Origin of the sequence: Ruminococcus sp. RTP21484sp1_RTP21281st1_A8_RTP21281_210402 (genome assembly GCF_040914025.1) — a bacterium.
Lineage (GTDB): Bacteria > Bacillota > Clostridia > Lachnospirales > Lachnospiraceae > Blautia_A > Blautia_A faecis.
Map to the genome: position 1 here is coordinate 25,453 of NZ_JBCPGE010000030.1, position 17,930 is coordinate 43,382.

The following is a 17,930-nucleotide window of genomic DNA, read 5'->3' on the forward strand; positions in this document are numbered from 1 at the left end:
AAGAAAATTATAAAAATATTATGATTATTTTTAATAATCCATACCACATGCATATGCCTTTTCAATCAGCGCACGGTCATTGACAACTGCATCATAGAAGCGGAATCCGCCGGAGAAGTTGTATGTTTCATATCCATTTCCTTCCAGAATACGACTGGCAATATAACTTCGCAGCCCACTCTGGCATATCAGGTAAACAGGCTTTCCCTTCTCAATTTCATTGATACGTTCCCTTAGTTCATCTACAGGAATGTTTTTGAATCCATCCATATGCCCCCTGTTAAATTCACCTACAGTTCTCACATCCAGCAACACAACACTTTTATCTCTAGAAATCTTATCCATATCTTCCAGATGCCATTGTTTTAAGGTACCTTTTGCTATATTGTCTATCATGAATCCTGCCATATTTACAGGATCCTTGGCAGAGGAATAAGGCGGTGCATATGCGAGATCCAAATCCTTCAGCTGGGTTGCCTTCAGCCCTGCATGGATTGCTGTTGCCAGCACATCAATACGTTTATCAACTCCTTCATATCCAATAATCTGAGCACCAAGCAAACGATAGGTCTCTTTTTCAAAAACCACCTTCATTGTCATCACTTTTCCACCAGGATAGTAACCGGCATGACTCATAGGAGAAAGAATTACTGTATCTACCTCTAATCCTGACTTTTTGGCATTGGTTTCATTGATACCTGTAGTGGCTGCTGTCATATCAAACACTTTTATAACGGAGCTTCCCTGACTGCCCAGGTAACGACTATCACCGCCACAAATATTATCAGCGATGATTCTGCCCTGTTTATTGGCTGGTCCTGCCAAAGAAATCAGCGCATCATTACCCGTAACATAATGTTTTACCTGAACTGCATCACCTGCAGCATAAATATCCGGTACAGAGGTTTCCATTCTGTCATTCACTATAATACTTTCCTTGATGCCAAGTTCCAGACCGGCTTCTTTTGCTAATACTGTGTCTGGTGTGACTCCGATTGCCAGAACTACCATATCAGCCTGAAGGGATGGATTATCTTTCAACAGGACCTCCACTCCGTTGTCTTTTTCTTTAAATCCTTCTACTGTATAGCCCAGTACCAGTTTTATCCCATGCTTTCTTATTTCATTATGGATCATGGATGCCATATCCGGGTCAAAAGGGTTCATCAGCTGCTTAGGCCGCTGGACAATCGTAACATCCATGCCAAGCTCCCTCAAATTTTCTGCCAGTTCCAGACCAATAAAACCGCCACCTGCCAATACAGCCGATTTTGGATGATTCTTATTTATATATTCCTTTATCCGAAAAGTGTCTTCTACAGTACGAAGTGTAAAAAGCTTATCAATACCTACTCCGGGAAGTCTCGGCTGTGTTGGCTTTGCACCTGGAGAGAGGATCAGCTTATCATAGTTTTCTTCAAATATCTCACCATTCTCTAAATTTTTCACTGAAACTGTTTTACGATCCGGATGTATGGAGATAACTTCATGATGAATTTTCATATTGATATGGAAACGTTTAAAAAAACTCTCTGGTGTCTGTAATGTAAGTTCTTCCGGATCTGTGATCACGTCTCCAATATAATATGGAAGTCCACAATTTGCATAGGATATGTATCCGGATCTTTCAAACACAGTAATTTCAGCATGTTCATTCAGTCTGCGTATTCTTGCTGCGGCTGTAGCTCCTCCGGCTACACCTCCTACAATTATTACCTTCATCTTATTTTTCCACCTTTCCTGAGTAAGCTGCAATGCCACCGATATTATTTACTTTAGAATATCCCATTCGTTGCAGTATCCCAGTTGCCTGGCGGCTTCGTGAACCGGAATAACAGTATACAAACAGTGGGATATCCTTATTCTTCGCTACAGAAGCAATATTGTCAAGTTGCTGCAACGGCACATTTTTACTTTCTGGTATATGTCCTTCCTGATATTCCTGCGGTGTACGTACATCCAGCAGAACTGCATCATCAGTCCTTTTATATTCTTCTATGCCTTGATTAATATTCGACTGTTTAAAGAGATCAAAAAATCCCATTAGCACACCTCCCTAAAGCATTTCTAAAATCGCATTCTTAGGTCTCGCCCCTGAAACCTGCTGTACAATCTTCCCATTCTTCATAACCACTAAAGTCGGAATGCTCATAATACTGAACTTATTTGCCAGTTCAGGCTCTTCATCTACATTAATCTTTCCAACTTTAATATCTCTACGCTCACTTGCAATCTCCTCTACAATAGGTACTACCATGCGGCAAGGCGCACACCAAGATGCCCAAAAATCTAAAAGAACGGGTTTATCGGAATTCAGTACTTCGTTCTGAAAATTATTTTTATTGATATTAATAGCAGACATTTTACAGTCCTCCTTATCTTTTTCTTTTTGTAGATTTATTATAATCTTAATTTCATTTATTTTCCGTGATTACATCACCATACCTCATTAACTTAACTTCTTGCCATACCATCTACACTTAATATAACACCTGTAATGTAACTCGCCTCATCTGAAGCAAGAAACACAAACGCATTGGCAATATCTTCTGGCTGTCCAAGACGACGCAATGGAATTCTTTCAATCATAGGTTCGATAACTTCCTTTGGCACGGCCTTCATCATATCAGTTTCTGTAATCCCAGGTGCAACAGCATTAACACGAATACCTTTAGGTCCTAGTTCTCTTGCTAATGATACAGTCAATCCGTTTACTGCAAACTTCGATGCCGGATAAGCAAACCCACTTGGCTGTCCCGAAATACTCACCATGGAAGAAGTTGAGAGAATGACCCCCTTGCCTCTTGCCACCATACATTCTGCTGCTACACGAGTAGTATTAAATACTCCTTTTACATTTAGATCCATGACTTTATCAAAAGTCTCCTCTGTATAATCCATAAATGAGGTGTTTTCTGAAATCCCTGCATTATTTACCAGTATGTCGACACATCCATATTTTTCAGTTGCCTCTTTAAAAGCCTTTCTGACAGACTCCATGCTTGCCAGATTTGGACTAATTCCAGCAACTATTGCATTGGGATATTTTTCTTTTAATTTATCTACAGCAACATCTGCCGATTCCTGTGAACTTGCTGCCAACACAACTGAAGCACCTTCCTTCAAGAATTTATCAGATGTAGCAAATCCTATACCACGGCTTCCACCCGTAATGATTGCAACTTTATCTTTTAATCTCATTTAGACTACCTCCTTACTTTGTTTGTAGTTACATTATAAGCAAAAGGTAAATCATTTTCTGTGATATCATCACAAACTATCGCAATAAAAAACCCTGTTGCTCACACGCACCAGGGTTTCAGACTGTAGACAAAGGGGGATGTGAAATAAGTCCCCTTTTGTGTGTTTCAAATCAGTTCTGTTAATACTTTAATGAAGAAGATCACGATCACCACAATCATAACCGGTTTTACGATCTTGTGACCGTTTGAAGTAAAGCTATGACTTCCAAGATAATTCCCTGCCATGTTACAAACTCCTGCTGCAATTCCCAGTGGCAAAAGCACTTTGCCATTGATCAGAAATACGACAAGTGCTGTGATATTGGTTGTCAGATTGATTGCCTTTGTGGCACCTGCTGCATCGTTTAATGTCATATGACAGAAACCGGTAAATAAAAGCATCAGAAATGTTCCTGTTCCCGGTCCGTAAATCCCATCATAAATACCAACTACAGCTGCGATCAGAATACTTTTAAAAATCAGCATTCCATTGATTACTTCTGTTGCATTTTCGTCTTTTCCTTTCAGTGCTTTGCTTCTCAGTACATAAAACAAAATGACCGGAAGCACAACCAGCATGGCGATCTTTAAAGCTTTCTCCGAAATCAGAAGAGCCAGATGAGATCCTATCCAGGATCCGGCAATTGCACCAAAAACTGCCGGAATACAGATTTTCCATTTCATAAAGCCCTTTTTCATGTAGTGAAAAGATGCCACGAAAGTTCCCATGGAGCTGCTCATTTTATTTGTTGCAATTGCAGTATGTACCGGCAGTCCCGCAATCATATATGCCGGAAGTGAGATCAGTCCGCCTCCTCCGGCAATCGAATCCACAAATCCTGCCAGAAATACAAAAAAACATACTACCAGATAAACTAAAACCACATTTTCTCCCACGTTCCCTGTCCTTAATTTCCTTTTGTATTTTTATTATTTTTTCATCGCAATCAATGTCGGGCGAAGAATCTGTACGTATTCTTCATACATTACTTCTCGCAGAAAATCTACATATTCCCAGAAAGTCAGCTCACCGTCCGGTGTAAGGATTTCAAAATCTGTATCATACACATTTACAAACAATCCCGTCTCCTGAAGTCCGTTCCGAAGATAAAAAGCCTTTCTTTTTTTGCGTTCTTCAGCATTTTCTGCTTTTTCATCCTGTGTTTCTATTTCAAAAATATATTTATGATTTTTGAACTTTTTAAGTAATGCCTCCAGTCCCCTGCTTCCATATCCGTAATTTCTTTTCTCCGGTACAATTGCATAATAATCCAGAAGCGCCCTATCCTGCTCCGCATCGATCAGATTGATTGCCAGTCCTACGAATTCATCTTCGTCAACCATTGCAAGCATCTCCATCTTTCCATCTGCTACCAGGTTTTCCATTACCTGCAGAGGCTTTTTCTCCTGTTCCGGAAATGCTTTATCATACAGATCATAAAGCTGCCATTTATATTTTGCGCCTTCATCGGCAATGTTTACAAGTTTCATTTTTCTCTCCTGCTTAATTATTGATCATATCCGGCCATGACAGAATTTCTCCAGCAATCTTTTCTTCATAATCGCCCTCAATATCCTCACTTCTGCCTGCCTCATAGATATTTGTCTCTGCACCCCAGACTCCATCGTGATATTCCCACACATGGAATTTCAGTCCGCGGAACATAAAATCCAGACTTCCGCATCCGTCTTCTTCGGTATATTCAAACCTGATATTTTTTTGATTCAATGCATCCTGTACTGTCTGCAATCTCATATTCATTCCCCCGTCTTGCATATTTATTAGTTATTGCTGTTCACAACAACACCTGTTTGTTACTGTTCACTCCGTTCACAGCAACTTGGTCAAAATCCATTCCAAAACACCTCGCGGAATACTGCCTGTGTTCACAGCAACACCTGTTTTTCTAGTATAACACATCTTCGGCGGTTGTCTATTGTAAAAAACGCTTCGATGATTTATTATAGTAAATAGCGAAATAATGAGGAGTGTAACCTTATGACTACAAAAATGGTTTTTCATGGAAGTGACATAGAAAAAATATGTGACTACTATCATTTAAATAAAGAAGATATCGTTAAATTCGGGGCAAATGTCAATCCTCTTGGCCTCTCCGCCTCTGTAAAAAAAGAAATTGCAGAAAATGTCGATCTTTTTTCTTCTTATCCGGACAGAGATTATGTATCTCTCAGAAATACGATCTCAGAATACTGCAGGATTCCCGCTGAATTTATTTTACCGGGAAATGGTTCCAGTGAACTGATCTCACTTCTGATTCAGGAACGTGCGCCGAAACACACCCTGATTCTCGGACCGACATATTCCGAATATTCCAGAGAACTTTCTTTCTCCGGAAGCACACAGGAATATTATCATCTGCGAGAAGAACGAAATTTCACTCTCGATGTAGAGGATCTGTGCAAAACTCTGGAAAACGGTTATGATTTCTTGATTCTCTGCAATCCGAATAATCCGACTTCCTCTGCGATCATGCAGGAAGATCTCCGCAAACTGATCGCATTCTGTGCAGATAAAGATATTTTTGTCATGATCGATGAAACTTACGTAGAGTTCGCACCAGATGTCGAAGAAATAACTGCAATTCCTCTGACCAGAGAATTTACCAATCTTATGGTACTGCGTGGTGTTTCTAAATTTTATGCTGCACCGGGCATGCGTCTCGGTTACGGAATTACCGGAAATATGGAATTTCTTTCCAAAATGCGAGAAAAACAGACGCCATGGTCACTGAACAGTCTTGGTGCCTTTGCCGGAGAGCTGATGCTCCGTGACCACGACTACATTCAGGAAACGCGTGATCTGATCCTCGATGAGCGTGACCGCATGGAGCAGGAACTTCAAAATATCCCTACTTTTAAAGTTTATCCTGCCTATGCCAATTTCATCTTATTAAAAATCCGCCGGGACGGTCTGACTTCCGCCGATGTCTTTGAGGCCTGCATCAAAAAAGGCCTGATGATCCGCGACTGTTCTTCCTTCCAGTGCCTGGACGGCGAATTTGTCCGCTTCTGCATCATGATGCACGACGATAATACAAAACTCTTAAACGTACTGAAGCAGCTGTAATCCAGCTGCTTCAGACTGTAGACAAAGCCCTGCTTTTGCAGGGTTTTGCTATTGTTGGAACCGCTTTTCTGATATAATAAATATCAGAAGGGCGGTGTTTTTTATGATGACGAAAAATGCAGATAAAAACAGAGAACAAATGATGATGTTTTCCATGGATGACATGGTACCTCAAAACCATATGCTGCGATTGATTGATAAAGCAATCAATTGGAATTTTATTTATGATCTGGTTGAAGAAAAATACTGTCCGGATAACGGCCGTCCCAGTATGGATCCCGTCATGCTGATAAAGATACCATTCATTCAGTATCTCTATGGGATAAAAAGCATGCGTCAGACCATGAAAGAGATCGAGGTAAACGTTGCATACCGTTGGTTTCTCGGACTAGACATGTTAGATCCAGTACCTCATTTCTCTACATTTGGAAAGAATTATACCCGCCGTTTCAAAGATACAGACCTTTTTGAGCATATCTTTTCAAAGATTCTGGAAAAAAGCACGGATGGAAATGAAAGCCGGGCTTACCTTTGCATGCATGAATCTGAAAAAACTGGCAAAGATCCTGGAAAAACGAGGTTGGAACACAGCCAGATTTTTGTTGATTTTGAAGAAAATAAAAAGAAAAGAAGTTTTAAAAGAAAAATGGTGCTGGGCATAACACCCAACACCAAGTTTGTCTACAGTCTGAAACCCTGTTGCTCACACGCACCAGGGTTTTTGTTTATCTATCCGTATTTAAATAATCAGAATTTTATTCAACTTCTGAAAACTGATCTTTTCCAACATTACATAATGGGCATTCAAAATCTTCTGGAACGTCCTCCCACTTTGTTCCTGGTGCAATACCACCTTCAGGATAACCTTCCTCTTCATCATATTCCCATCCGCAAACGTCACATACATATTTCATTAGTTTGTTCCTCCTTCTATTATTATAATAATCAATATTACTGATTACCTTTTATTTAAAATAATCATTCAATCATCATTTTTTCCGTTCAAAAACATATTCTGCATCTGATGATAAATCAGAGCGGAATGAATAGCCTAGTCTATCAAATTTCTTAATATCCTCAGGATTTTCAATTCTGTTTTCAGCCATGAACCTAACCATTTCACCACGGGCCATCTTAGCATATGTACCTTTTGTCACCAGTTTATCTCCTGATAACTCACAAAATGTAATCGTAATGTATCTATCCTGTCGTGTCAGATATTTTTCTATGCACTTAGAGTATTCTTTCGATGCCAGATTGATTATAATCCTGCTGTTATCAATCACTGAGCGGTATAATAAATCTCCCCAGTACTCATACAGATTTTTTGTTTCTCCTATTCCAACCTTCGTCTGCATTTCCAAACGATAAGGCGTCACACCATCCCTTGGTTTTAACACACCATAAAATGCAGATATTATTCTCAAATGCTTTTGTACATACTCGAACTGACTGTCCTCAAACACGGATGGAGCCATATATTGAAAAGCAATTCCTTCATATGATAAGACAGCTGGGGTAAGTAAATGATAAAGATCCATGTTTTCCAATCTATTGAAGTTCTGTTCTGTAATTTTGTCATTACATTTCCAGATAGTCTTCAGTTCTTCTTTTGACTTACTTTTCAACCAACTTTGTATCTCTGTCGTCTTTTCAATAAATTCAGGCAATCCATCCGGCGCTATGCTGTCAGTATCTGTAATCATCTTTTTAGCAGGGGATAATATTATCTTCATTAATCTAATTCCTTGAGCATATTTTCAGGATCATCTGCAGCCTTGACTTTATCATTTGCCTTTATAATAATCCCCTGTTCATCAATAAGATATGTGGTTCTTACTACTCCCATAGAGACTTTTCCATAATTTTTCTTTTCTTTCCATACATCATATGCTTCAATAACTTTCCGCTCTGGATCTGCTAAAAGTGTAAATGCCAATCCATATTTTTCCTCAAATCTCTTATGAGAGGATACAGAATCCTTACTGACTCCAAGAATAACTGCACCTTTTTCGGTAAACTGAGGGTATCGCTCAGAAAACCCACATGCCTGTTTCGTGCATCCCGCTGTATTATCCTTGGGATAGAAATATAAAATCACTTTTTTTCCTGTATAATCCGATAATCTATGTATTTTCCCATTTTGATCTGGCAACTCAAAATCCGGTGCCTTAACCCCTACTTCCAACATTATTTATCCCTCCCTTTCTGTATCTTTCTCTTTATTCGCCTTTTTCTTCCTATTCCCGGTAATCATTTTATGACCTGTATATATCGCCATTACCATACATAACATAGAACTTAAAGCAAAGTATTTGTGACTTGATTTTTGCTTTTTATATCCAGTGTAAAAAGTCCCAAGCATTGTGATCAATGCTCCTACTGACCAATATTTATGTGCTTTCATGTAATTCCTCCATTTTTTCAGTGTATTCAATTCTAATTATACGCTACCATATTCCTATGTCAATTTGATAATAGAACATTCCTATAAAATTTTTCAAAATATCATTGTCAAAACTATGTATTGTTATCCTTTAATTTTTCTTTGAAATAATTGACAAAAAGCTTGCTTTCAGGAGATTACTATTTAATCTCTTTTCCATCTATATATAGTTGAAATTTATCAGGATTATTGACAACATCATAGTCCTTTCCGTATTCTACAGGTCTATATTCGGCCGTCATTACCGATTCCCCGTCTTCAATATCTTCTTTCCATAAATAGATGTTCATATCAATGCTCGTCGCATATCCTCTGTCTGTAGAGAATTTTGTCGAATGAAAAGAATCATCCTTGTACATCTGCAAAAGTTTTCTTGCAAACGCTTCTCTATCCTCAATATCTTCCCTATTTGCGACCACGGTTATATTTTCATCCCGATTTACAGAAAAAGTTCCAACTACATCTGGTTCGCCTTCTTTATGACTGGATTCAAATTTCCCATATAGTAGTAGTAAAATAATATGTCATGCCAGCGCAATATATTACCTAGAATATCGCTATAACAGGAAAGGGGCTGCATTGTGACAGCCCCTAGTTTACTTCATCACGTTGTCTACATTCTGAGTGAACTCGTTCCCTGGTTTATTTTAGCATCGATCTGGATTTTGTTTCATAAAGATAAATTTTGCCACAGAGCGGTCGTATGTTTTAATGTGTCCAAACAGCCAGTCGATTACATTTTTCTGTACAAGTTCACTGAACCGATCTGTTGGTCCTTCATACTCCTGAAGGTATTCATACAGTTCCTGAATTGTCTTTTTAAACTCTTCATGTTTTTCATAATGTTTTTCACGCTCTGGATAACCGGCTTTTTCCTGAAGTGCTTCTTCTTCTTTAAAATGAAAGTCAGTATACTCGTTAAGATAATCCAGAAGTTTGATCGCCTTTACCTTGCTGTCGCCATTTTGACAGGCAATTACAAAGTTCTGAATACGGTCAATCAATTCTTTGTGCTGTGTATCGATTGTTTTATTTCCTGTTACTAAATTGTCATCAAAGGTAATGTTTAAATCGTAAGTCATAATTTGACCTCCATTTCTTTTATATGTTCTCTTAGGCTCTTTTAATGTCTGGCAGTTTCGTACCTGCATTTTCTGCTTAGTCTTCTACAGGAACGAAAACATCTTTTCCTAATCCGCAGATTGGGCATGTCCAGTCATCTGGAATATCCTCAAATGCAGTTCCTGGAGCGATACCTCCGTCTGGATCGCCTACTGCCGGATCATAAATATAGCCACATGGTTCACATTCATATTTTTTCATAGTCATTTTCCCTTTTCAATGTCGATTTATTTTTGTTACCAAGTTCCTAGCAATTTTTCTAACACTTTGTTTCTTATGTATCTGTATTATACATGATAATTATTCTTTTGTCAATAATAGTAATTATTATTATTTTTTACACTTAGCATAAACTGATATTTGAATTGCACATTTACATATTGTATATATCATGGGAATAGTTGAATAAAAAAATGAACTCTATTCATTAAAGACAGAGTTGCTGGAAATTATTTCTCTCCAACAACTTTCTTCGTCTTTAAGTCCTTGAAACACAATACTGTCCAATCAGATTCATCCAACTGTTATATTTATTCTTTTCACACACCTTTCGACAAATTTCATTTTCCATCAATACACAGAACATCTTATCATAATCAAATGCCCAAACAGCACCATTCACATGGTTTTCCACTGCTTTCTGATCTATGTACTTTAAACGTGTGACCATTTTTTCAATTTCTCCATTTCTCAAGTTACCGATATTTTTGCAGATAAACCGAAAGAAATTCAACGTTGCATATTCGTCATGCCAATGGAACTCTTCTGGATTGTTTTTAATTTTACTGGCTCGCTGCTGTTCTTTGATTATCTGATCAGCTACACCTTTCATCGAATCTTCGTATCTCATATTACTCCCCTACTCTTCCTCAACGCCCAGTGACGGTTTAAATCTTTTATCCTTTGCCTGCGGTACCACGATCTCATGATTTTGATGGGAAGCAATTACTTACTACAACTTGCAGAAGCGGATATCCAAAAGGCATTGTGGGAGCTGCCTTTGCTGACCGAAATCCATCTTCTTATGTAAAACCTGCAGGAATATAAAGGGAAAGTGACTATCCCTGCCGATTAATAATCCAAATAATATCGTCTATACCAATCTCTCCTTATGCTGTTTTTCTCTCCATAAACCATTTATCCACTTCGTAAAACAAGTGGCTTTCCTGCCCCTGTATCATACAGGTGTACATCATTCCTACACCGCCTGCCTTTCTGCTGGCGCACCGCTCGATTTTCAAAATTCTGTCAATGCTATACTTTCTTCCATCCTCCCATGTAAAAAATATGGGAATCAGCTGTCCGTCTTTCCGAAACTCTGCTACTACATCTACATATACTTTGTTCATGCCGACACCCCACTATAAAATCTCAATTGCTCTTGGCGATGCCGGGATTCTGCGGATATATCCATTTAACTCCAACTGTTTGATTCTGGAAAAAGCAGATGATGTTGATCTTTAAACCATTAGTACACCATTTTTTCATCAAGATACGATAAATTACGACAAGATACGATAAGTACAAAATTTCCCAAAGCCGCACAAATACTGTATTTCTGGGCTTTTCCGCCTTTCTGTATGATAAGTTAATAGAGTTTTCAGCAATCAACAAAACAACTTTTTCTAAGGTTAGGCGAAATTTTTCAACACAATACAGGTAAGGCAGTGATTTCACTCGTTGCCCAAATTTTGTGACATTTGAAAACGGCCACCCCTTTTGGATGACCGTTTCGTATCTGCGTATTTTATTCGGCAATACGTAACCGCTCTACCACAGTTTTTTGTGCCATTTTGTTATAGCAGACCAAAGGAACAATGGCTGTAATGAGGAGCAGAGGGATAATACAGAGAAATACCGGAAGCAGGGTAAAATGCCATGTAAAATAGGTTAATTCCACACCCATCATCCGAACCACCGTTAGACTTGCTATAACGGAAAGTATCAGAGAACCTAAAAGGCCCAAGATAGAATAACCAATCCCTTCATATATCAGTATTTGCTTAACCTGCCATCCTGTCATACCTACCGATTGTAGCATTGCAATTTCTCTGTATCGAGACAAGATAGACGTTGTTATGGAGTTAATAAAGTTCAGTATGCCGATCAGAGCCAATATCGCACAAAGAGTGCCGCCCACAAGACGGAACATATTGATCATCCTGTCAAAGTTCTGCCGCAGGGTCACTTTTGAAAGATAATCCAAAGAGGTGTCCGTATTTTTAGTGTAGTTTTTCAGCCAGTTTTCGGTTGCAAGCTGGTGTTCATGATCCACATTGAAGATTGTTTTCATGGCCGGCTGATCGGCGGGTACCATATTTCCCAAAAGTTCATTGGTCGGGAAAATATAGTCCAATCCCATGTCTACCTGCAAAGGAGTTTGTAATGCGCTTGGAATACGTACCACAGCCAGCACATCATACACTTTATTTGTACCATCAAGCTGTGTCACGCTAATTTGATCGCCCGGTTTATACAAGCAAAGAGAACCATCACCCATCATTCGCAATGGAGTTACATACACGCCGGTTCCGGCTTTCCACTGTTCCGTGTTTAGTTCACCGTCTAACACCTGTACATATTCTGTCGGAAAATCATCCAAGCCATATACATTCACACCATGTTCCTGTCGAACCCTATAATTTTCCAGTTCATTTGCAATATCACTGGAAGAAGCAGAGAGTTCCTGTAATCGGGCGAGGTCGTTTTCAGAAAGCGGCTGTTTGGAAGTCCATAAGTAGATATTTCCTATATCTTCAAGACCATGCAAACTTTCTGTCTGGCTAATAAAATCCTGGCTTACATTCGCTGTGTTATATGGCGCATAATTGTTAATTACTGTTGTATCGGAAACTGTAAAATCTGTAAGGCTGAAATCAGCCACAAACTTATCAAAGTCAAAGGAGGTCACATAGGTATAAACGCTATTCAAGAGAACAATACTAAGGACAAAAGACAAAGTAACGATCATTACTTTTTTCTTGTTTCGAGTCAGATTGTTCTTTGCCATCATCATTGTGCTGATATGCTTACTGCGCCGCTGCTTTTTCTTTCCACCAGTCTGTTCAATATAGTGCAGTGCCTCCATCGGAGAAATTTTAGCCGCCAATATCGCAGGTTTTTGACAGCTAATGAAAACTGTAATTGCAGAAAAGACAATCGCTACCAAAAAGATCAATGGATTTACCGTAGTAATGACCCTTATATCATCAGTTAGCATATTTACAATCGCAGGCAACAACAACCGACCAATCGGCCATCCCAACAATAGTCCAATAGGAATACCCATAAGAGATAGCTTAATTGCTTTTTTATAAACGATTTTCCTTATTTGTCTTGCGGTGGTTCCCAGTGTTTTCAACATTCCATAAAACCGAATATCCTGCGCGATAGAAATATAAAACACATTGTAGATTAGAAGATAACCTGCGATAAAGATAACCGCAATACCGGCCACAAGGGGCAGCATGGAAGAAAGATTGACCGTTGCCATTTGGTAAGCGTCGTTAATACTTACCCGTTCATCTAAACCGTATTTGGAAGTCACCTCTAATGCTTGCTTTTCAATATTCCATGCCGTAGGCATCATCATAACAGCATCAATATAACCGGTTCCCACAGGTGGGGTTGTTCCGTCCGTTTCCCCGTGGATGACCGGAGCTACCTGTTCCGCATATGCTTTGGATAATAGCATTGTTTGACGGTACGCCACAGCATCCCCATCCCAAATGCCGCAAAGCGTAAAGGTATCGGTAAATGTATCCGTATCAGTTGTAAAGGTCAACTCCATTTGTGTGCCGACTTTATCCGGCAGTCCCATCGCATCCAGAACAATACGACTGGTGGCGATCTCATTTTTTTGTTCCGGCAGATGTCCGGTATCAGGAGTATTAAAGGTCAGTTCCAAATAAGTTTCATCACCATATCGCAGTTCCGTCGGCGTCTTATTGAAATCATCTCCCACGGCATTTCCTATGATAATTGAATATCCGATGTCTTTTATTCCTGTATCCGATGATAGCTTCTCATATTCTTCCCAGGATAAACGCTTGATACCAGCATGGGCAGAAGTGCCGGTTGTCCTCATATTACTTTCCTGCATAGCAGTCTGCAAGCTAATGGCAATCGTAAACAAACTGGTAAAAAGCAACGTAGCAAGCATGATTGCCAATACCGCAATCGTATTTTTTTGAGCTTTCAACGAGCGCTTTGCCAGAAGTTTCAAGACAAGTCTGTTGTTATTCCCAAATAAAATATCTGTCATGTTTTCGCCCCCTTTACTCGGAAATCCGGCCGTCCTCAATACGAATAATGCGGTCGGCAAGCTGGGCGATCTCATTGTTATGAGTAATCATCACAATGGTCTGATGAAATTTCTGGCTGGTCATTTTCAAAAGACCCAATACATCGCTGCTGGTTCTGCTGTCAAGGTTTCCAGTAGGTTCGTCGGCCAGGATGATAGCCGGTTTAGAAACAAGGGCGCGGGCAATCGCTACACGCTGCTGCTGACCACCGGACAGATTGTTAGGCATACTGTTCAGCTTTTCATCGAGAGCCAGCATTTTCACGACTTCATTCATGAAATGCTTATCAACGGTATCACCATCCAGCTCCACCGGCAAAACAATATTTTCATAGACGTTCAGCACAGGAACAAGATTGTAATTCTGAAAGATAAAACCGATGTTGCGTCTGCGGAAGATGGTAAGCTGTTCATCCTTGAATTTCGACAATTCTTTTCCTTTTACTTTGATACTGCCGGAAGTTGGAGTATCCAAACCTCCCATCATATTCAGAAGTGTGGATTTTCCACTGCCAGAAGTACCAACAATAGCCATGAACTCCCCATCCTCAATGGAGAGGGTTACGCCATCCAGTGCTTTCGTAATATTGGGCTTTGAACCATAATATTTTTTTAGTTCAGTCGTTTGCAAAATGCTCATAAAGAACACCATCCTTTCTTTCGTTAAGCCCATTGTAACGACCAAACCTCACAGGAATGTCACGAGCTATAAATTATTTCTGGACAATTCGGTTCTAAATGTCATAAGCCTGTGACATTTATTCTTCGGCGTACTTACTCTGTTCTCGAAGCAGGAAAACAGAAAAGGTTGACCCCTTCCCAACCTCGGATGTTACCCGAATATAACCGCCTTGCAAGGTTACGATCTCACGAGCCAGATACAGACCAATACCAATTCCATCTACATCATGTACGATGTCCTCCCGATAGAACCGCTTGAAAATTGCCCCCTGATGCTGTTCTGAGATGCCAATGCCTGTATCAGCAATGTCAATTTTCACATACATTTCCCAACTTTCAACCGAAACCCGGATTTGACCACCCTCCGGCGTATATTTCACCGCATTATCCAAAATGTTGAACAGCGCTTCACCTGTCCATTTTCTGTCATGAGAAACGATCAAGCTCTCCGGGCAGTTCACTTGAACATTGATCTGTTTTTTCTCGGCGTTAAGAAGGATACCTCCCAATGCGGCGGCAAGCGTGTCATAAAGCGGCTGGCTTTTCTTTTCCAGAGAAATGACACCTGTTTCCAGACGCGAGGTTTTAATCATAGCCTGCATGAGAAAATCCAGTTTATCAAGTTGGGTGGCCTGTGCTGTAAGAAACTCTTTTTGCTTTTGCAAAGGGACTTCATTTTCAAGCAGGGTGCTGTTAATCATTTTCGAGTTCGCAATCGGGGTCTTGACCTGATGGGAAATATCGGAAATTAGTTCTTGCAAGTCAGCCCGCTCTTGTGCAATGCTGTTCTTGTTTTCCTGCATGACTTCATACAAACGGTTCAGCCGATATTCAATTTTATAGAAAAGGCTTTCTTCTTCCACAGTCTGTTTCGGCTGCATATTCCCGGACAACATATCATCCATCAAACTGCAAAAAGCATCAGAGAACATCGCCAATTTGCGGCGAACCAGCACCATAAAACAAATAGAGCAAAACAGCACAAAGATGCCGAACAATAGTACATACCAAACAGCGGTTATATCTTGGATCAACGCATATAAAGCCACTGAAACTGTCACCATTGCTGCTAGCAGGAGAACAGCTAAAAAGATACAGGCTTTGTTGACGGAAAGTTTTCGCACATTCATTTCAGCGCCCCTCCGATCCACATATAGCCCATACCATATACCGTTTTGATGTACTGACGGTCGGGTGTTTCGATTTTGTTTCGTACCCGGCTGATAGCCGCAGTCAGAGCGTGTTCATCCACAAAATTTCCGTCTGCGTCCCACAGTTTTTCCAACAAGACTTGCCGCGTCAAAACAATCTGTGGATTTTTCATCAGGATTTTCAAAAGTCGATATTCCAGTGGGGGGAATGTAAGTGGCTTTCCTGACAGGGCAGCACTCATCTCTGAAAAATTGATGGTCAGTGTGCCATTCTCATAAGTATCACCACCATATTGTTTTGTCAGCCGCCCCAGCACCACCGCCAGTTTCTTTTGAAAGACGCTCATAGGGAAAGGTTTTGTCACATAATCCTCTGCGCCCAGTTCATACCCTTTGAGCATATCGCTTTCCATATCATTTGCGGTCAGAAAGATAATAGCGGTATCGGGGCGGCGCTCTTTTACCTCCCGGCAGAAGTCAAAACCGTTCCCGTCCGGCAAATTTACATCCAGCACAATCAGGTCATAGTCCTGCTTCGTCAAGAAACTACCGGCCGCTGATTTTGTCAGTGCAGAATCAACCGTATAGCCCGCAGTATTCAAGTTATAGCATAAAGTATTATTCAAAAGTCGATCATCCTCGACTACTAAAATTCGCATGGTATCACACTCCTTCATTTTCAGTGTAGCATCCAAATGTCACAGAAACCTCACTGACATTTGTTTTCTTTTCTCTAATGTTGCAGATATGTCGCATAACCACATTATAATCACCGGAATAAGGTTCATTTCATATGATATCATATATTTGTTCTTTGCTAAACATTCTTCCGGGACTTCGCATTAATAAATGCAAAATTTCAAATTCTATAAAAAATAAATCTATTTTTTCCTGCTTTCGAAATAATTCCTTTTTATTGTTGTTTTCTTCACATCCTCATTTTTCAATTTAGGAGAGCACCGCAAGCGGTCTTTCCTATAACGTGAAAAATCGAGCAGAAAGCCTATTGTTAATCACTTTCTACCCGATTCTTCTATTTTCATATTTAACCTTTTACACTTCCTGCTGTTAATCCTTCAATAAAGAATCTCTGACAGGAAATAAAAACTACAAGTATTGGAATTAAGCTCAGTACAGAGAGTGCAAAAACATATCCCCACTGTGTAAACTGATGCTGTCCGAAAAATCCGGAAATAGCGATGGGCAATGTTCTTTTCAGATCGTCATTAATGACTGTATTGGCCCATGGAAATTCTTCCCATGCAGTAAGGAAATTAAAAATAGATACAGAAGCAATTCCTGGTTTCGTTAATGGAAGAATGATTCGGAAAAAAACAGTAAATACACTTCCACCATCTATATAGGTTGCTTCATCCAACTCCCTGGGAATGTTCTCTACAAACCCTTTTATCATGAAAGTAGAATAGGGAATAACCCATGCAACATAAAACGGAATCAACCCGCTTAATTTATTGATCACCTTCAGTTTGACCGCTAACTCATACTGGGGAACAATCAAAGTAGTCCCAGGTATGATCATGGTCAGCATGATAAACGTGAATAAGAACTTACGTCCCGGAAATTTAAACCTCGCAATACAGAATGCCATTGCTGCCGCAACAATTGCTGCTATTGTTACCGTCACAGTGGAAACAAAAATACTGTTAATAAAATTGTTTCCGAACTTCTTTTGGTGCAGAATATACTGGAAATTTTCCAAGGTAATTTCTTTTATTTTTGGAAAAAATCTGGGAGGATATTCATATAATGCACCATTTGGCTTCAATGCAGTACTCAGCATATAGATCATTGGAAGAACAACAATGATAAGACCGAGAGTGAGGATTATGTATGTAATTCCTTTATAAACAGCTTTTTTGGATATCTTCAAGTTCCC

General features: G+C 39.7%; 24 protein-coding genes and 1 pseudogene. 3 read left to right on the forward strand and 22 right to left on the reverse strand.

Annotated elements, in window-relative coordinates:
* Positions 1-30: 30 nt before the first annotated feature.
* From AB5170_RS14415 to AB5170_RS14445, 7 genes are all read right to left on the reverse strand, one after another.
* Positions 31-1,722, reverse strand: coding sequence for an FAD-dependent oxidoreductase (locus AB5170_RS14415; protein ID WP_368361960.1), 1,692 nt, complete (start codon positions 1,720-1,722; stop codon positions 31-33).
* Between the two features lies 1 nt (position 1,723).
* The gene (locus AB5170_RS14420; protein WP_005421613.1) at positions 1,724-2,044 is read right to left on the reverse strand and encodes a rhodanese-like domain-containing protein; all 321 of its coding nucleotides are present in this window, start codon (positions 2,042-2,044) and stop codon (positions 1,724-1,726) included.
* A gap of 12 nt (positions 2,045-2,056) precedes the next feature.
* On the reverse strand, positions 2,057-2,362 hold the full coding sequence (trxA, locus tag AB5170_RS14425) for a thioredoxin (protein ID WP_005421612.1): 306 nt from the start codon (positions 2,360-2,362) through the stop codon (positions 2,057-2,059).
* Between the two features lie 92 nt (positions 2,363-2,454).
* A complete protein-coding gene (locus AB5170_RS14430) occupies positions 2,455-3,201 on the reverse strand; it encodes an SDR family NAD(P)-dependent oxidoreductase (protein ID WP_173716729.1) in 747 nt (248 codons plus the stop codon).
* A 167-nt stretch (positions 3,202-3,368) separates the two neighbouring features.
* Positions 3,369-4,127: a TSUP family transporter gene (locus tag AB5170_RS14435; protein WP_118583172.1), complete on the reverse strand. Its 759-nt coding sequence runs from the start codon at positions 4,125-4,127 to the stop codon at positions 3,369-3,371.
* A gap of 45 nt (positions 4,128-4,172) precedes the next feature.
* Complete coding sequence (locus AB5170_RS14440; protein ID WP_173716727.1) at positions 4,173-4,733, reverse strand: GNAT family N-acetyltransferase; 561 nt, start codon at positions 4,731-4,733, stop codon at positions 4,173-4,175.
* A gap of 13 nt (positions 4,734-4,746) precedes the next feature.
* The gene (locus AB5170_RS14445) at positions 4,747-4,998 is read right to left on the reverse strand and encodes a kinase (RefSeq protein WP_118583122.1); all 252 of its coding nucleotides are present in this window, start codon (positions 4,996-4,998) and stop codon (positions 4,747-4,749) included.
* A gap of 243 nt (positions 4,999-5,241) precedes the next feature.
* On the opposite strand from AB5170_RS14445, the gene AB5170_RS14450 reads away from it, so the two are divergent.
* The 3 genes and pseudogenes from AB5170_RS14450 to AB5170_RS14460 all read left to right on the forward strand — a co-directional run bounded on the left by AB5170_RS14450 (position 5,242) and on the right by AB5170_RS14460 (position 6,992).
* Positions 5,242-6,330, forward strand: coding sequence for a histidinol-phosphate transaminase (locus tag AB5170_RS14450; protein ID WP_148463575.1), 1,089 nt, complete (start codon positions 5,242-5,244; stop codon positions 6,328-6,330).
* 103 nt (positions 6,331-6,433) lie between these two features.
* Positions 6,434-6,823: pseudogene (locus AB5170_RS14455) on the forward strand (transposase); the annotation flags it as partial.
* Positions 6,824-6,836: 13 nt separating this feature from the next.
* Positions 6,837-6,992: a hypothetical protein gene (locus tag AB5170_RS14460; protein WP_173770323.1), complete on the forward strand. Its 156-nt coding sequence runs from the start codon at positions 6,837-6,839 to the stop codon at positions 6,990-6,992.
* Between the two features lie 93 nt (positions 6,993-7,085).
* On the opposite strand, the gene AB5170_RS14465 is transcribed toward AB5170_RS14460, so the two are convergent.
* The 15 genes from AB5170_RS14465 to AB5170_RS14535 form a co-directional block, all read right to left on the reverse strand.
* The gene (locus tag AB5170_RS14465) at positions 7,086-7,244 is read right to left on the reverse strand and encodes a rubredoxin (RefSeq protein ID WP_005339874.1); all 159 of its coding nucleotides are present in this window, start codon (positions 7,242-7,244) and stop codon (positions 7,086-7,088) included.
* A 75-nt stretch (positions 7,245-7,319) separates the two neighbouring features.
* Entirely contained in the window at positions 7,320-8,066 is a 747-nt protein-coding gene (gene yaaA / locus AB5170_RS14470; protein ID WP_118583128.1) for a peroxide stress protein YaaA, read from the reverse strand.
* On the reverse strand, positions 8,066-8,521 hold the full coding sequence (gene bcp, locus AB5170_RS14475) for a thioredoxin-dependent thiol peroxidase (protein ID WP_055060581.1): 456 nt from the start codon (positions 8,519-8,521) through the stop codon (positions 8,066-8,068). The genes yaaA and bcp overlap by 1 nt, the downstream gene beginning before the upstream one ends.
* 3 nt (positions 8,522-8,524) lie before the next feature.
* A complete protein-coding gene (locus AB5170_RS14480; protein ID WP_005421604.1) occupies positions 8,525-8,737 on the reverse strand; it encodes a DUF6219 family protein in 213 nt (70 codons plus the stop codon).
* Positions 8,738-8,916: 179 nt separating this feature from the next.
* Positions 8,917-9,195: a hypothetical protein gene (locus tag AB5170_RS14485; protein WP_173718983.1), complete on the reverse strand. Its 279-nt coding sequence runs from the start codon at positions 9,193-9,195 to the stop codon at positions 8,917-8,919.
* A gap of 228 nt (positions 9,196-9,423) precedes the next feature.
* Entirely contained in the window at positions 9,424-9,858 is a 435-nt protein-coding gene (locus AB5170_RS14490) for a bacteriohemerythrin (protein ID WP_019161195.1), read from the reverse strand.
* Between the two features lie 76 nt (positions 9,859-9,934).
* On the reverse strand, positions 9,935-10,099 hold the full coding sequence (rd, locus tag AB5170_RS14495) for a rubredoxin (protein WP_148463579.1): 165 nt from the start codon (positions 10,097-10,099) through the stop codon (positions 9,935-9,937).
* Between the two features lie 277 nt (positions 10,100-10,376).
* The gene (locus AB5170_RS14500; protein ID WP_118583137.1) at positions 10,377-10,748 is read right to left on the reverse strand and encodes a hypothetical protein; all 372 of its coding nucleotides are present in this window, start codon (positions 10,746-10,748) and stop codon (positions 10,377-10,379) included.
* Positions 10,749-11,007: 259 nt separating this feature from the next.
* On the reverse strand, positions 11,008-11,247 hold the full coding sequence (locus tag AB5170_RS14505; protein WP_368362017.1) for a hypothetical protein: 240 nt from the start codon (positions 11,245-11,247) through the stop codon (positions 11,008-11,010).
* Between the two features lie 398 nt (positions 11,248-11,645).
* The gene (locus AB5170_RS14510; protein ID WP_368365084.1) at positions 11,646-14,162 is read right to left on the reverse strand and encodes an ABC transporter permease; all 2,517 of its coding nucleotides are present in this window, start codon (positions 14,160-14,162) and stop codon (positions 11,646-11,648) included.
* A gap of 13 nt (positions 14,163-14,175) precedes the next feature.
* Positions 14,176-14,841 (reverse strand): ABC transporter ATP-binding protein, encoded by a 666-nt coding sequence (locus AB5170_RS14515; RefSeq protein WP_368361962.1) that lies wholly within the window; start codon positions 14,839-14,841, stop codon positions 14,176-14,178.
* Positions 14,842-14,959: 118 nt separating this feature from the next.
* Positions 14,960-16,012, reverse strand: a complete 1,053-nt coding sequence (locus AB5170_RS14520; protein WP_368361963.1) for a sensor histidine kinase — start codon at positions 16,010-16,012, stop codon at positions 14,960-14,962.
* A complete protein-coding gene (locus AB5170_RS14525; RefSeq protein WP_368361964.1) occupies positions 16,009-16,692 on the reverse strand; it encodes a response regulator transcription factor in 684 nt (227 codons plus the stop codon). Before AB5170_RS14525 ends, AB5170_RS14520 begins: the two co-directional genes overlap by 4 nt.
* Positions 16,693-16,822: 130 nt before the next feature.
* A complete protein-coding gene (locus AB5170_RS14530) occupies positions 16,823-16,918 on the reverse strand; it encodes a winged helix-turn-helix domain-containing protein (RefSeq protein ID WP_368361970.1) in 96 nt (31 codons plus the stop codon).
* Positions 16,919-17,078: 160 nt separating this feature from the next.
* Positions 17,079-17,924, reverse strand: a complete 846-nt coding sequence (locus tag AB5170_RS14535) for a carbohydrate ABC transporter permease (RefSeq protein WP_368361965.1) — start codon at positions 17,922-17,924, stop codon at positions 17,079-17,081.
* Positions 17,925-17,930 lie beyond the last annotated feature (6 nt).

Excerpts from the sequence above, each read along its gene's own strand:
- AB5170_RS14415 (WP_368361960.1), bottom strand. The coding sequence starts at position 1,722 with ATGAAGGTAATAATTGTAGGAGGTGTAGCCGGAGGAGCTACAGCCGCA.
- trxA (WP_005421612.1), bottom strand. The coding sequence starts at position 2,362 with ATGTCTGCTATTAATATCAATAAAAATAATTTTCAGAACGAAGTACTG.
- AB5170_RS14525 (WP_368361964.1), bottom strand. The coding sequence starts at position 16,692 with ATGCGAATTTTAGTAGTCGAGGATGATCGACTTTTGAATAATACTTTA.
- AB5170_RS14510 (WP_368365084.1), bottom strand. The coding sequence starts at position 14,162 with ATGACAGATATTTTATTTGGGAATAACAACAGACTTGTCTTGAAACTT.
- rd (WP_148463579.1), bottom strand. The coding sequence starts at position 10,099 with ATGAAAAAATATGAATGTGAACCATGTGGCTATATTTATGATCCGGCA.
- AB5170_RS14515 (WP_368361962.1), bottom strand. The coding sequence starts at position 14,841 with ATGAGCATTTTGCAAACGACTGAACTAAAAAAATATTATGGTTCAAAG.
- AB5170_RS14440 (WP_173716727.1), bottom strand. The coding sequence starts at position 4,733 with ATGAAACTTGTAAACATTGCCGATGAAGGCGCAAAATATAAATGGCAG.
- AB5170_RS14520 (WP_368361963.1), bottom strand. The coding sequence starts at position 16,012 with ATGAATGTGCGAAAACTTTCCGTCAACAAAGCCTGTATCTTTTTAGCT.
- AB5170_RS14430 (WP_173716729.1), bottom strand. The coding sequence starts at position 3,201 with ATGAGATTAAAAGATAAAGTTGCAATCATTACGGGTGGAAGCCGTGGT.
- bcp (WP_055060581.1), bottom strand. The coding sequence starts at position 8,521 with ATGTTGGAAGTAGGGGTTAAGGCACCGGATTTTGAGTTGCCAGATCAA.
- AB5170_RS14465 (WP_005339874.1), bottom strand. The coding sequence starts at position 7,244 with ATGAAATATGTATGTGACGTTTGCGGATGGGAATATGATGAAGAGGAA.
- AB5170_RS14420 (WP_005421613.1), bottom strand. The coding sequence starts at position 2,044 with ATGGGATTTTTTGATCTCTTTAAACAGTCGAATATTAATCAAGGCATA.
- AB5170_RS14450 (WP_148463575.1), top strand. The coding sequence starts at position 5,242 with ATGACTACAAAAATGGTTTTTCATGGAAGTGACATAGAAAAAATATGT.
- AB5170_RS14505 (WP_368362017.1), bottom strand. The coding sequence starts at position 11,247 with ATGAACAAAGTATATGTAGATGTAGTAGCAGAGTTTCGGAAAGACGGA.
- AB5170_RS14460 (WP_173770323.1), top strand. The coding sequence starts at position 6,837 with ATGGAAATGAAAGCCGGGCTTACCTTTGCATGCATGAATCTGAAAAAA.
- AB5170_RS14480 (WP_005421604.1), bottom strand. The coding sequence starts at position 8,737 with ATGAAAGCACATAAATATTGGTCAGTAGGAGCATTGATCACAATGCTT.
- AB5170_RS14445 (WP_118583122.1), bottom strand. The coding sequence starts at position 4,998 with ATGAGATTGCAGACAGTACAGGATGCATTGAATCAAAAAAATATCAGG.
- yaaA (WP_118583128.1), bottom strand. The coding sequence starts at position 8,066 with ATGAAGATAATATTATCCCCTGCTAAAAAGATGATTACAGATACTGAC.
- AB5170_RS14500 (WP_118583137.1), bottom strand. The coding sequence starts at position 10,748 with ATGAGATACGAAGATTCGATGAAAGGTGTAGCTGATCAGATAATCAAA.
- AB5170_RS14490 (WP_019161195.1), bottom strand. The coding sequence starts at position 9,858 with ATGACTTACGATTTAAACATTACCTTTGATGACAATTTAGTAACAGGA.